Here is a 13,603-nt window from a genome sequence, read left to right on the forward strand (position 1 = left end):
TTATTATTCTGCGCAATAGCAAGGTTTTTGTCCAAAGGTATAAGTTAAGGTAACACCTGTAAAGACATACCAATCGTTATTATTTAAATTTCCAAATCGTAAAGATGATAAGGCATCGTTACCAGGATTACTTCCGTCAATATCGTCTGTAAAGGTATAACGGGCTCCAACTTCAAGGCCCAGAACAAAATTAGGAGATACATTTGACTTGATTCCTAACGTTATAGGAATAGCAATTGAACTTGAATTTTTATCTTTTCTTGTTTGACCTCCCGAAATATATAATTCATCATACATGAAGTAACTTAATCCTGAATATATATAAGGAGTAATTTTTGGATGATAATCATGTAGATTAAAATCAAAAAAATTAAATTCTAAACCGGCAGAAAGTTCTTTAACATTGTTTTCAAATCTGTAACCTCGATTGCTTCGCCCTGTTTCTTCAGATTCACGATCGTTTCCTGTAACAGTAGATTGTGTATATGAAAAACGGTAAGAATGTCTTGGACTTTTGTTCCATTTATACAAAATACCAAAAGCTAACTTTTCAGGAGCGATATAGTTTGTTTTACCAACATCACCTACAAAGTTGCTTCCACCAAGAAAAACACCAATCTCATTAATTTGAGCGTTTAGTGTAATTAGGGGGAATAAACATAACAATAAATTAAAAATTTTCTTCATTTAATTCGGAATTGCGTGCAAATATAATAATTATCGATACGAATCAACGTCGCTTTAGTTAAATGTGCTTTTTTTTCAATTTGCAATATGATTTTGAGACATTTAATGAGGATTCGATACATGCAGAACGAGAAAAAGTGGTATTATCGTATAGTGGCGTGTGAGAAAAAGGCTTAATTCCTCTTGTCTTCTCCCCAAAGCAGCTTATTTCTTAAGGTTTTTAAGAAAGTTTCTCCAGGAATTTCAACCATTTTTATTTTAAAATCTGTTTTTTTAATCGTTAAAACAGATTCATTTTTTACAGAAGCAATTCTGGAATCTAATGAAACTAAATATTGATCTTCTCTTCCCGATACCCGTAACTTAATTTCGGTATCATCAGGAATAACAAGTGGTCTGGCGGTTAAATTATGAGGTGCGATAGGCGTAATTACTAAACTTTTTACCTCTGGCGTAAGCAATGGTCCGCCACAACTTAAAGAATATCCGGTTGAACCCGTTGGCGTCGAAATAATCAAACCATCTGCCCAATATGAATTTAAATATTCATTGTTCAAATAAGTTTCAACGGTAATCATCGAAGTTGTGTCTTTTCTACTTACTGTAACTTCATTCATGGCAAAATTTAAATCTTCTTCAATAGCATCATTTTTTGGATCGCAGGTTATGCTTAATAAGGTTCTCTCAGAAATAGTGTAGTTTTTATCAATTACAAACTGCAAAAAACTGTCAATATTTTCTTTTTGTACGGTAGCCAAAAAACCAAGCCTTCCTGCATTGATTCCCAAAATAGGAACACCGGAATTACGGACTAAAGTTGCAGCTCTTAATATAGTTCCATCGCCACCAATACTTATTAACATTTCAAAACTATTATCTAATGAAGTACTTAATGAAAAAGTTTTATATTCTTTTTTTACGAGTTCCTTTTCATGAAGCATTTTTAGAAAGTTTTCCTCTATTACCATTTCAACATTATTGGTATTGAAAAACAAAAAAATATCTTTTATAATAGGTTCGGTACTGTTTTGGTAATACTGTCCGTAAATGGCTACTTTCATTTTTTTTAATTAGATAATTTGTCAATTAGAAAATTAGATAATGAGCCAGCTAGTTAAGAAATTATCTAATTGACATATTAACTTCATTGTCTAATTATATATTAAGGTATTTGTCTAAATAATCAGAACGTTCTTTTAAGCTGTTTATATAAGCGTCTTCCTGATGTTCTGAAATGATTTCATAATTATATCGTCTAAATGTCTGAATGATTTCATTCATTGGTCCCACACCAATTTTTACTGTAATCTGAACATTTTCTAAATCAGCCTCAGAAACAAAACAACCTAAAATTTTTCCATTATTGCTTTCCACTATTTGTGCTACCTGGCCCATAGAATAATCCAAAAGCCCTTTTTGAACAATAATAATACCTCCTTGTTCTTTTAAAAATGGAGTTTCCTGAAAAAATTTCATGATGTCTTCCATTTCATAATAACCTACATAGATATTATTTTCATCAATAACGGGAACAGTATTAGTGTGATTTTTTGCAAATACTTCTAAAACATCGAGCCACATCATTGATTTTCTGGCAAAAAAACGTTCTAAAGTATATTTGTAATCAATTGCTTTTTTGTCAGTGTCAAAAGTTTCAACATCGTCAGAAGCAATACTTCCAATGAAAATACCATTTTCCAAAATTGGAAAATGAGAAAAATTCAAATCAGCAAAAAAGTCCTGAACCGATGCTATCGTTTCCTGGCTATCAATTGCTCGAAAATCGTTTGTGATATAGTTTGTAATTTCTGTCATAAATCAATTGAAGATATTTGATGCAAAATAATCAAAAAATAGCAAAAACTGCTACGTTTTACTTTGTATTTTTGTCGTAACAAATATAGTGTTACTAGAATTAATTATCTATTTTATATGACAAAGTTAAGTGTAAATATCAATAAAATTGCAACCTTACGTAATGCAAGAGGCGGAAATGTTCCTGATTTACTAAAAGTAGCTACCGATATTCAGAATTTTGGAGGTCAGGGAATTACCATTCATCCACGTCCGGATGAGCGTCATATTCGTTATCAGGATGCGAGGGATTTAAAACCAATTGTTTATACCGAATATAATATTGAAGGAAATCCGCAGCATAATTTTATTGATTTGGTTTTAGAATGCAAACCAACTCAGGTTACCTTGGTTCCCGATGCGATTGGAGCTATAACATCTTCTGCAGGTTGGGATACGATAAAAAATCAAGACTATTTAACAGAAGTTATTCAGGAATTTCAACGTAACGGAATCAGAACTTCGATTTTTGTTGATCCTATTAATGAAATGATTGAAGGAGCAAAAAAAACAGGAACAGACAGAATCGAATTATATACCGAAGCATTTGCACATCAATATAGTTTAGGAAATAAAAACGGAATTGATCCTTATGTAAAAGCTGCAGAATTGGCAAACGAATTAGGTTTGGGAATCAATGCAGGACATGATTTAAGTTTAGATAATATTCAGTTTTTTAAACAAAATATTCCCGGTTTATTAGAGGTTTCTATTGGGCATGCCTTGATTTCTGAAGCACTTTATCTTGGTTTGGATAATGTCGTGAATATGTATCTAAATAAATTGAAATAAGTTTAAAATTAAAACAATTATAACCTGATATAATTGGGTTATAATTGTTTACTTTCGCACTTTTCATATTAAAAGCTAGTGTCGAAATCAATTATTATTTTTTGTTTATTCTGTTTTTCCGGTTTATTTGCGCAATCTCAAGCCAATATAACAGGAAATGTAAAATCTTCTGAAAATGAAAATTTAATTGGTGCGGGTATTTCTTTCGATATAAATAATCAAAAATATTCTGTACTAAGTGATACACTTGGTAATTTTTCAAAAGATATTTCTTTAGGCAAAATCACAATTACCATTAATCAATTGGGTTATCTCAATAAAACCCTCAATATTGATCTTGTAAAAGATACCATAATCTCAATTGTTTTAGAAAAAGATATTTCACTTTTAAAAGAAGTGATTATAGAGAATGACAAAAAAAATGGTATTTCAACTTTATCAGGAGGAAAATTATCTTTCAATTTAAAAGAATTGTCTTCGTTACCGACCGTTTTAGGAACAACCGATATTATAAAGATTTTGCAATTAACACCCGGAGTTCAAAATTCTGGCGATGCTAATGGATATTTATACGTAAGAGGTGGCGATCCGGGACATAATGCAATATTATATAATGGAACGCCTGTTTATGGAATGTCTCATTTATTAGGTATTTTTCCTTTTTACAATGCAGATCATATTAAGGAAGTGGAATTTGATAAGTCAAGTTCGAATGCAAAGTACGGAGGACGATTAAGTTCGACAACGCTTTTAATTCCGAACAAAAAAATACCTGCTGAATTTAGTATTCAGGGAAATGTTGGTATTTTGGCCTCACAATTGAATTTTGCCATTCCTGTAACAGAAAAAACAGGAGTTTATATTTCAGGAAGAAAAACGTATATCGATGAAATTATTGCACCATTGATAAATTCTTCATCCCAAAATAATGATGTTCAGAATATGAAATATGGATTTTCAGACGGAAATTTCACTTTTGTATCTCAGATTTCTAAAAATAATCTATTTGCAGTTGATGCTTTTGTTAGTGGTGATAAATTAAAAATTAATGATGATAATTTGTCTTTAAAAACCAGTCTGAAATGGAGTAATTTTACGGTTTCTCCTTCTATAACTACTGCACTTTCCGAAAAAACAAGCATGTCAAATGCTGTTTATTTTAGCCAATATTCTAATGATTTGAGTATGGAACAGGCGACAATTCAGTTTGGTGTTTCTTCGTATGTGAAAGATTTTGGTTTAACAAATTCATTTCGTTTTTGGATAAAAAATATTCCTGTCGAGTCTGGATTGCAATATGTTTATCATGATTTACAGCCTCAAAAAGTGAATGTTGAAAACTTTAGCAGTTCAAACAATACATCCCAAAATAGTATGATTACTGCCAATGAAGCGGCTGTTTTTACTACCATCAAACCAAAACTGACAGATAAATTAAACGCAGAACTGGGTTTGAGGATAAATTATTATACATCAGGATCACAAAGTTCTTATTTGCATTTTCAGCCTCGTGTATTGTTGAGTTATATTGCAAATGAAAAACTTTCTTTTTACGGATCTTATAACAAACAATACCAATATTTGAGTTTGATTACCACTTCAAGTGTTGGAATTCCGACAGATTTCTGGATTGCCAGTTCAGACGGAATTAAACCGCAATCTTCAGATGAGTTTGCAATTGGTTCAAATCAAAATATTTCAAAGAATTTGGTTTCTTCTTTTGGTGGATTTTATCGCTCTATGAAAGATTTACTGGAATATCCTTATGGTATAACTCAGTTTAATGAAACCACAACTCTAAAAAATGATTTATTGGAGGGTAAGGGAAAAGCCTATGGTCTTGAATTTATGCTGCGAAAAAATAACGGAAAATTTACCGGCTGGTTAAGTTACACATTAAGCTGGTCTGATAGAAATTTTGATGAACTTAATAATGGAAAAACGTATTTTGCCAAATATGACAGACGTCATAATCTGTCGTTAGTTGGAATGTACGATTTAAATTCAAAGTGGAGTTTTGGTGTTACCCAAATATTTAGTTCCGGCAATCGATTTACAATGCCAACTTCCTGGTATTTTATCAATAATAATCCGGTCAAAGAATATTCAGAATATAATAATGCGCAAATGCCCAATTATATTCGTACGGATCTTTCTGCAAATTATTTCTTCTTTAAAACAAATAAAAAAGAAAGTGCCCTGAACTTTTCAATCTATAATACTTTTAATATTGATAATCCAATTTATGTTGTTTTAGATGTTAAAGTTGCTGATGATAAAAGTAGTGTTGTTGTAAAACAGGATAAAAAAGTGTTGTATCGAATATTACCTTCAATAAGCTGGAGATTTAAATTTTAAAAGATGAAAAAATATTTATTATTTCTTTTTGCTTTAATAATAATGAGTTGCTCTAAAGATGATTTTAGCGAACAAAGTATCGAATCTAAAATTGTTGTAGAAGGTTGGATAGAAGAAGGAGATTATGCTCAGGTTTTGCTTTCAAGCAGTATTCCGGTTACAGATGTAATTGATTCTACAAATGTTTTGAATCATGTTATTCGATCGGCAAAAATCACAATTTCTGATGGTCAGACTTCAGAAGTTTTAAGAGTAAAAAATGATAAAAATAGAGTGCCACCTTTTGTATACTACGGAACAACTTTAAAAGGTGAAGCTGGAAAAGAGTACTCGTTAAAAATAGAATATTTAAATCGTGTTGTTGAAGCTATAACCACTATACCTAAAACTGTGGAGCTTAAAAGTGCAGAGTATGTAAAAAAGAATGTTACAGATACAACAGGTTATGTTTTTGTGAAATTTGATGATCCTTTAGAAGATAAAAACTATTATCAGGTTGCTACAAAAATCGATACCGAAGAACCTGTTTTTGTTCCTGCATTTTACGGAAATCTGGATGATAAAAATTTTACAGAACCATCAGTTTCAATACAAATAAACAGAGGGATTTTGCTTTTTCCTAAAACAAAATTCACGCCTTATTTTGCTGATGGAGATTTAATTTATGTGAAACTAAGAACGCAAAACAAAGAGGCTTTGGATTTTTGGAACAGTTGGCAAAATGAAATTGTAAACAGTAAAAACCCAATTTATCCATCCAATACAAGTTTAAAATCCAATATAAAAGGCGGAATTGGTATTTGGGCAGGATATGGGCAAAGTACTATAATTGTTAAAACACCTCCAAAAAAATAAATCCGGTTTGAAATTATTTCAAACCGGATTTATGTTAGACTTTAAAGAAATAATTAGTTCTCAAAAGCTTTGATAAATTCTTCAAATTTAGCTTCGAAAGAGCTGAAGCCTTCAGAGAAATAAACGCTCATTTCTACTTCTGTATTATCGTTGAATTTTAAGTAATATACTTCGTCGTAATATGCTTCAGTAAATTGCTCTCCTTCATCAGTCGATTGCCAGAAACCAGTACCATCTCCATAAGCATACCATTCAGGTAAGTAAAAAGTGTAAGAATCAGTTGATTTTTCTGAATGCACAACAATATCAGCTATTTTAGTACCATCTTTTTTAGAAACTAAAATTAATTTGGAGTTCTTGTTAAAATTTGCAGCAGTTCCGGCAGAATATTTTTGGCGGTATGTATTTACAGCTGTATAATATGCTTTAAAATTGGCATTTGGATCATTATATTCTGGGTCTTTAGGATAAACTACAGTTTTGTCTAATGTAGCATCATCAGTAGCAGAAGTAGCTAAATCAGTATCAGCAAGAATTACAAAATTGTCAAGGATTTGTACTAATCCGTTTGCTTTTCCTCTATATTGTACTAATTCATCATTTGTTATTAAAGCATCAATGTCAGCGGTGCTTCCGGAATTAAATGAAAGTAAATTTTTTCCATTGTAAGTAAGGGTAGCTTTCGAAGTATTTTTCACAGCTTTTACACCACTCATTTCCCATGTATAACCATCGCTTAATGTCATTTTGTATGCAAATTCATTAGGAGTTTCTTTTCCATTAGAATATTTTGCAGTTTGCGTAAATGTAGCTACAGCTGTATTGTCAATTGTTAAAGTTGCATCTGCAGATGTTGGTAAAAAGATTTTATCGTATACACCAGGAACATTTACATATTCATTAATATCATTATCGTAGTACCAATGTCCAGAAGTATCTGTAAAATCTACTTTAATGTCTGAAGAAATACTTTTAGCAGAAAGTGCTGCATTGTTTGTAGTTTGCGATTCTTTTGCAGGGAAAACAAATTTTAATTCAGTTGATGAAGTAGTCTTTACCCAGATTTTTTCAGTGTTATTCCAAGTATAAATACCATAAACACCTGACACTTGTAAAATGTCTTCTACTCCATTACCATTTTTTTCGTTGAAGATATCAACGGGACTAATGTCTAATAATCTGTTTAAGTTTTCAATTGTTTCAATTGCACTTAAATTTTTTGTTTTGTCTAATTGAACTAACATTTCATTAGCTTCAGCTTCTAATTTTACTTTTTGCTGTGCCGGAGTTAAGCTTGAATAAGGTTGTTTAACTATAAGAGCGATCTCTTCTTCTAAAGTTAATTCTTTAGTTGGGTCAGTTACAACAGGATCAGTTGTTTCCGAACTGTCATCACTAGAACATGAAATCATAAGTTGAGAAGCAACTAATGATAATAAAAGGAATTTTTTAATCATAGGAGTGGTATTTAATTAAATGATTTGGATCAAATTTTGGGTTTGATTTCTGAGCGCGAATATACACTTTCAAATTGTTTTTTGTTTACGGGAAACCGTAAAGCTCGAGATTTTTTAAAATAAAATGATTTCTTCAAAATTATTGTGCTTATATTGCTAGATAAGTTTTTTAACTTTGTAATAAGTAAAAAATTAATATAAATGTTATACTCAAAAATAGAAGGTGAAGGAAAACCTTTCATCATCATGCACGGATTTCTCGGAATGTCTGATAACTGGAAAACACTTGCCGGGCAATATGTAGAAGCTGGATTTCAGGTTCATATTTTAGATTTAAGAAACCACGGACGCAGTTTTCATTCAGATGAATGGAGTTACGAAGCTATGGTTCAGGATGTTTTCGAATATTGCCAGGCCAATCAATTAAGTAAAATAGATATTTTAGGACATTCGATGGGAGGGAAAGTTGCTATGCTTTTTGCAACAACACACCCTGAAATTGTAGATAAGCTGATTGTGGCAGATATTGGTCCGAAGTTTTATAAACAACATCATCAGGATATTTTAGCAGGATTAAATGCAGTTGATTTTTCCGTAAAACCAAGTCGAAACGATGTTGAGGAAATTGTAGCACAATATGTTTCTGATTTTGGAACACGTCAGTTTTTGTTGAAAAATTTATACTGGAAAGAACCTGGACAATTGGCGTTTAGATTCAATCTCGAAGTTTTCAATAATAATCTGGATGCAATCGGAAAAGCTCTGGCAGATGATTTGGTTTTCGAAAAGCCGACATTATTTATACGTGGAGGAAATTCCGGTTATGTTCAGGATGCCGATCTTGATCAGATTCGTACACACTTCCCCGATTTAAAAGTAGAAACAATTCCAAATGCCGGTCATTGGCTTCATGCCGAAAACCCTAAAATGTTTTTTGAATTAACAACTGCCTTTTTAAAGGAATAGTCATTTTGGCAAATATTTTATTACTTTTATTAAAATTTTAAATTAAAATAAATATGAAATTATTACTTAGACTTCTAGTTACTGCAGCCTTGGTTCTATTACTTGCTAATCTTTTGACAGGCGTACATGTGGCAAGTTTTGGTACAGCTGTAATTGTTGCAGTGGTTTTAGGATTGCTTAATCTTTTTATAAAACCAATTTTAGTTATCCTGACTTTACCGGTAACGGTGATTACTTTAGGTTTGTTTTTACTGGTTATAAATGCGATCATTATTTTATTGTGTACCAATATAGTTGGAGGTTTTGCGGTAGATTCTTTTTGGACAGCATTAATCTTTAGTGTCATATTGTCTATTCTTCAGTCTATTACTTACAAAATTCTGGGAGACGATAAAAAATAAAAATAGAAATGACGTTTAAAACGTCTTCAAATACAATAGATTAAAAACTTGGCTGGGTTGCAAAAATTTTATAATTTTGCAACCCAATTTTATTACGTAAATTAAAGAAGAAGATGGATATTAAAAGAGTAGCAACAGACGCTGTGAATGAAACAATTGTAATGACAGTTGTTCACATGGATTACAAAGGTCAAGTAGCAAAAAGAATAAACGAAAAAATGCCTTTGGCTACCGTTAAAGGTTTTAGAAAAGGACAAGTTCCTAAAGACCTTGTTGAAAAACAATACGGAAAAGCAATTAAGCAGGAAGAAGTTAAAAAAGTAGTTGATTTGGCTTTAGAGCGTTTTGTTCAATCTGAAAGATTAAATCTTTTAGGAACTCCTCTTGCTAAAGAAAACGAAAACTTTGATTGGGATGCTGAAGAACTAACTTTCGAATACGAAATTGGTTTAGTACCAAACTTCGAAATTGACTTAGAAGCTAAAAACAATATCGTAAAATATATCGTTACAGCTGATGATAAATTAATCGACGGACAAGTTGAGCGTATCCAAAAACAATTCGGAAAAGCAATTCCACAAGATAAAGTAGATGCTGATTCTGATTTGACAGGAACTTTCTCTAATGAAGAAAAAGGTATCGACAATACAACTACAATTTCAGTTTCTACATTCAACAAAAAAGCAGGTGACAAATTCATCGGTAAAAAAGTTGGAGATGTTGTTACTGTAAGCACAAAAGGTTTATTTGCAGATGACCACCAATTAATGGATTACTTAAAAGTATCTCATGATGATGTTCACGGTTTAGATGTTGAAGTAAACTTTACTATCGAAGCTATCAACGGAGCAGAATTGGCAGAATTAAACCAAGAGTTATTTGATAAACTTTTTGGTGAAGGAAAAGTAGCTTCTCTTGAAGATTTAAAAGCTAAAATTAAAGAAGATGCTGAAGCTCAATTTGCACAGCAGGCAGATCAAAAATTATTGTTAGACGTTCAGGATTTCCTGATCGAAAACACAAAATTTGATTTACCGGCAGAATTCCTTAAAAAATGGTTACAAACTGTTGGAGAGAAAAAACTTTCTGCAGAAGAAGCTGAAGTTGAATACGCAAGATCTGAAAAAGGATTACGTTTTCAATTAATTGAAGGAAAAGCAATGGCACAAAGCAATATCCAAATTACATTTGAAGATTTGAAAGCTTTTACAACAAACGCTATCAGACAACAAATGGCTCAATTTGGACAAACAAATCCAACTGACGAAGAAGTACAAGGAATCGTGGCTAGAGTTTTATCTAACCAGGAAGAAGTGAAAAGACTTTCTGAGCAGGTTGTAGCTGAAAAATTGTTAGAAGTGTTTAAAGAAAAAGCAAATCCAACAACTAAAGAAGTAACTTACGAAGAATTTATTGCTGCGTCTTACGGAGAATAATTTCTAAAAAAATAAGTATATTTGAGCGTCAGGAGATTTTTTTCCTGACGCTTATTTTTTTGTTTCAAGTTTAATTTTGTTTCAAGTTTAAAATTTGTGAACTTCAATAAACCGAAGGATTGCGAAAAAGGGTGGAGAGAGAAAAAAGTATCACGGAGAGCACAAGCTTTTTAATTATGCTAAGTTTATTGAAACACAAAGCTTTGCGGGCTTAGATTGTGTAAACACAACTCAAATCTTAGTGAACTCAGCGAAAAAACTTTGCGTTCTCTGCGTTAAAAAATAATTATGGAATGTAAAATTTTTAATGTTTCTCCACAATATTTTAGTGTTGATCCAATAAACCTGAAACCTGAAACCTGAAACCTGAAACCTGAAACAAATTTTAAAAAATAAGACATATTGACATTCTTTATAAAAGGGTATGACCTTTGTGGGAAATAAAAATATAATACCAAAAATTAAGTAAAACTTAGACACATAAAATATGAACTACGGTAAAGAATTTAAAAAATTTGCTACAAAGCACCAGGGAGTAAACGCAATGTACTACGATAAAATCGTAGCGGCAATGAACCCAACAAACATGACTCCATACATTATCGAAGAGCGCCAGTTGAACGTTTCTCAATTAGACGTGTTTTCAAGATTAATGATGGACAGAATTATCTTTTTAGGAACTGGTATCGACGATCAAATCGCAAATATCGTTCAGGCACAATTATTATTCTTAGAAAGTGCCGATGCTTCAAAAGATATTCAAATTTATCTAAATTCTCCAGGAGGAAGCGTTTACGCAGGTTTAGGAATTTATGACACTATGCAATACATCAAACCAGATGTAGCGACAATTTGTACAGGTATGGCAGCCTCAATGGGAGCTGTATTATTATGTGCAGGAGCAGCAGGAAAACGTTCGGCTTTACCACATTCAAGAGTAATGATTCACCAGCCATCTGGAGGAGCACAAGGTGTTGCAACAGATATGGAAATCAACTTACGCGAAATGTTGAAACTAAAAGATGAATTATATCATATTATCTCTCAACATTCAGGACAAACTTTTGATAAAGTGCACAAAGACAGTGAGCGCGATTATTGGATGAAAGCTGACGAAGCAAAAGAATACGGAATGATTGATGAAGTTTTAAGAAGAAGCTAAAAATTAGTTTATTATGTTTCAAGTTTCAGGTTTCAAGTTAACAATAGCAACTTGAAACCTGAAATTTGAAACCTTTTTAAAACTTGAAACAAAAATATAAGTTAATAAGTTACTAAGTTTTAAAGGTTTTATTGAAAACTCTCAGAAACTTAGTAACTTTGCAGCTTAGTAATAAAAAAAGAATGGCTAAAGTAGTATTAGAATGTTCGTTTTGTGGAAGAAAAAAGCCAGAAACCAATTTATTGATTGCAGGTATTAATGCACACATTTGTGATAAGTGTATTGAACAGGCACACGGAATTGTAATAGAAGAATTAAAATCAAGCGGAAGTGCGAAACTTGTTGGTGACTTAATTTTAAAGAAACCAAAAGAGATCAGAGCTTTCTTAGATCAATATGTTATTGGACAGGATCAGACTAAAAAAGTAATGTCAGTTGCTGTTTACAATCACTACAAACGTTTAATGCAACAGCAATTAGACGACGAAGTAGAGATTGAAAAAAGTAACATCATTATGGTTGGTCAAACCGGAACAGGAAAAACATTGGTAGCAAAAACTATCGCAAAAATGTTAGACGTTCCTTTGGCAATCGTAGATGCGACAGTACTTACAGAAGCAGGTTATGTGGGTGAAGATGTTGAAAGTATTTTGACACGTTTACTTCAAGCTGCTGATTATGATGTAACCAAAGCAGAAAGAGGAATCGTATTTATTGATGAAATTGATAAAATCGCCCGTAAAAGCGATAATCCATCTATAACACGTGACGTTTCTGGAGAAGGAGTTCAACAGGCATTATTGAAATTATTAGAAGGAACAGTTGTAAACGTGCCACCAAAAGGAGGACGTAAACACCCGGACCAGAAATTTGTTGAGGTAAATACCCAAAACATCCTGTTTATTGCAGGTGGAGCTTTTGATGGAGTAGAACGAATTATTTCAAAACGTTTAAACCGTCAGGCAGTTGGATATTCTACTTCTAAAAATGTAGACAATATCGACAAAGACAATTTGTTACAATATATTATTCCAAAAGACATTAAAGATTTTGGTTTGATTCCGGAGATTATTGGTCGTTTACCAGTTTTAACACACATGGATCCTCTTGACAGAGAAACTTTGCGCGCGATCTTAACACAGCCAAAAAATGCATTAATCAAACAATATCAAAAATTGTTTATGATGGACGAAGTAGAATTCAGTATTTCTGATGAAGCCTTAGATTTTATTGTTGATAAAGCTTTAGAATACAAATTAGGTGCTCGTGGATTGCGTTCGTTATGCGAGGCAATTCTAACAGATGCTATGTACGAATTACCAAGTTCAGACGATAAAATTTTGACAATTGATAAAGATTACGCAGAACATACTTTAAGTAAAAATTTATTGAAGAGAATGGAAATTGCTTCGTAAATTCTAAATACAGCTTTTTCAAGTTTTAAACTTTGACAAAGATTAATATCAAACCTGTTCATTTATTTGAGCAGGTTTTTTTTTGAAAATTATAAAAACAAACATGAATTTCACTAATTGTCACTAATTCGTTTGTGAAATTAATTTCACAAAGTTAATTAACGATTGAAATTTGTGCAAATTCGTGAAATTCGTGTTTAAAATTTTCTGCTTCTGAAAA

Annotated in this window: 12 protein-coding genes; 8 read left to right on the top strand and 4 right to left on the bottom strand. The window is 31.9% G+C overall.

Annotated features, from left to right (window positions below; genetic code table 11):
* Positions 1-3: 3 nt before the first annotated feature.
* The 3 genes from RT99_RS15550 to RT99_RS15560 all read right to left on the bottom strand — a co-directional run bounded on the left by RT99_RS15550 (position 4) and on the right by RT99_RS15560 (position 2,502).
* Positions 4-687 carry a DUF6089 family protein gene (locus tag RT99_RS15550; protein WP_042565680.1) on the bottom strand — a complete coding sequence of 228 codons (684 nt, stop codon included), beginning with the start codon at positions 685-687 and terminating at the stop codon, positions 4-6.
* 173 nt (positions 688-860) lie between these two features.
* On the bottom strand, positions 861-1,748 hold the full coding sequence (locus RT99_RS15555) for an NAD kinase (RefSeq protein WP_042565681.1): 888 nt from the start codon (positions 1,746-1,748) through the stop codon (positions 861-863).
* 94 nt (positions 1,749-1,842) lie between these two features.
* Positions 1,843-2,502 (bottom strand): CBS domain-containing protein, encoded by a 660-nt coding sequence (locus tag RT99_RS15560; protein WP_042565682.1) that lies wholly within the window; start codon positions 2,500-2,502, stop codon positions 1,843-1,845.
* Positions 2,503-2,619: 117 nt separating this feature from the next.
* On the opposite strand from RT99_RS15560, the gene RT99_RS15565 reads away from it, so the two are divergent.
* The 3 genes from RT99_RS15565 (at position 2,620) to RT99_RS15575 (ending at position 6,546) form a co-directional block, all read left to right on the top strand.
* Complete coding sequence (locus RT99_RS15565) at positions 2,620-3,333, top strand: pyridoxine 5'-phosphate synthase (RefSeq protein WP_042565683.1); 714 nt, start codon at positions 2,620-2,622, stop codon at positions 3,331-3,333.
* 78 nt (positions 3,334-3,411) lie between these two features.
* A complete protein-coding gene (locus tag RT99_RS15570; protein ID WP_042565684.1) occupies positions 3,412-5,691 on the top strand; it encodes a TonB-dependent siderophore receptor in 2,280 nt (759 codons plus the stop codon).
* Positions 5,692-5,694: 3 nt separating this feature from the next.
* A complete protein-coding gene (locus RT99_RS15575; protein WP_042565685.1) occupies positions 5,695-6,546 on the top strand; it encodes a DUF4249 domain-containing protein in 852 nt (283 codons plus the stop codon).
* Positions 6,547-6,599: 53 nt separating this feature from the next.
* On the opposite strand, the gene RT99_RS15580 is transcribed toward RT99_RS15575, so the two are convergent.
* Entirely contained in the window at positions 6,600-8,003 is a 1,404-nt protein-coding gene (locus tag RT99_RS15580; protein ID WP_042565686.1) for a hypothetical protein, read from the bottom strand.
* A gap of 201 nt (positions 8,004-8,204) precedes the next feature.
* Here RT99_RS15580 and RT99_RS15585 point away from each other — a divergent pair, with 201 nt between their 5' ends.
* The 5 genes from RT99_RS15585 (at position 8,205) to clpX (ending at position 13,383) form a co-directional block, all read left to right on the top strand.
* Positions 8,205-8,969, top strand: coding sequence for an alpha/beta fold hydrolase (locus tag RT99_RS15585; RefSeq protein ID WP_042565687.1), 765 nt, complete (start codon positions 8,205-8,207; stop codon positions 8,967-8,969).
* A gap of 53 nt (positions 8,970-9,022) precedes the next feature.
* Positions 9,023-9,370, top strand: coding sequence for a phage holin family protein (locus RT99_RS15590; RefSeq protein WP_042565688.1), 348 nt, complete (start codon positions 9,023-9,025; stop codon positions 9,368-9,370).
* A 113-nt stretch (positions 9,371-9,483) separates the two neighbouring features.
* On the top strand, positions 9,484-10,806 hold the full coding sequence (locus RT99_RS15595; protein WP_042565689.1) for a trigger factor: 1,323 nt from the start codon (positions 9,484-9,486) through the stop codon (positions 10,804-10,806).
* 487 nt (positions 10,807-11,293) lie between these two features.
* A complete protein-coding gene (clpP, locus tag RT99_RS15600) occupies positions 11,294-11,968 on the top strand; it encodes an ATP-dependent Clp endopeptidase proteolytic subunit ClpP (protein ID WP_026985566.1) in 675 nt (224 codons plus the stop codon).
* Positions 11,969-12,150: 182 nt separating this feature from the next.
* Entirely contained in the window at positions 12,151-13,383 is a 1,233-nt protein-coding gene (gene clpX, locus RT99_RS15605) for an ATP-dependent Clp protease ATP-binding subunit ClpX (RefSeq protein ID WP_042565690.1), read from the top strand.
* Positions 13,384-13,603 lie beyond the last annotated feature (220 nt).

The sequence above is a fragment of the Flavobacterium sp. MEB061 genome (genome assembly GCF_000834715.1).
GTDB classification, from domain to species: domain Bacteria; phylum Bacteroidota; class Bacteroidia; order Flavobacteriales; family Flavobacteriaceae; genus Flavobacterium; species Flavobacterium pectinovorum.

What these genes read in the sequence shown, in the direction of transcription:
- RT99_RS15550 (WP_042565680.1), bottom strand. Translation starts at nt 687, where the DNA reads ATGAAGAAAATTTTTAATTTATTGTTATGTTTATTCCCCCTAATTACA.
- RT99_RS15555 (WP_042565681.1), bottom strand. Translation starts at nt 1,748, where the DNA reads ATGAAAGTAGCCATTTACGGACAGTATTACCAAAACAGTACCGAACCT.
- RT99_RS15560 (WP_042565682.1), bottom strand. Translation starts at nt 2,502, where the DNA reads ATGACAGAAATTACAAACTATATCACAAACGATTTTCGAGCAATTGAT.
- RT99_RS15565 (WP_042565683.1), top strand. Translation starts at nt 2,620, where the DNA reads ATGACAAAGTTAAGTGTAAATATCAATAAAATTGCAACCTTACGTAAT.
- RT99_RS15575 (WP_042565685.1), top strand. Translation starts at nt 5,695, where the DNA reads ATGAAAAAATATTTATTATTTCTTTTTGCTTTAATAATAATGAGTTGC.
- RT99_RS15580 (WP_042565686.1), bottom strand. Translation starts at nt 8,003, where the DNA reads ATGATTAAAAAATTCCTTTTATTATCATTAGTTGCTTCTCAACTTATG.
- RT99_RS15585 (WP_042565687.1), top strand. Translation starts at nt 8,205, where the DNA reads ATGTTATACTCAAAAATAGAAGGTGAAGGAAAACCTTTCATCATCATG.
- RT99_RS15590 (WP_042565688.1), top strand. Translation starts at nt 9,023, where the DNA reads ATGAAATTATTACTTAGACTTCTAGTTACTGCAGCCTTGGTTCTATTA.
- RT99_RS15595 (WP_042565689.1), top strand. Translation starts at nt 9,484, where the DNA reads ATGGATATTAAAAGAGTAGCAACAGACGCTGTGAATGAAACAATTGTA.
- clpP (WP_026985566.1), top strand. Translation starts at nt 11,294, where the DNA reads ATGAACTACGGTAAAGAATTTAAAAAATTTGCTACAAAGCACCAGGGA.
- clpX (WP_042565690.1), top strand. Translation starts at nt 12,151, where the DNA reads ATGGCTAAAGTAGTATTAGAATGTTCGTTTTGTGGAAGAAAAAAGCCA.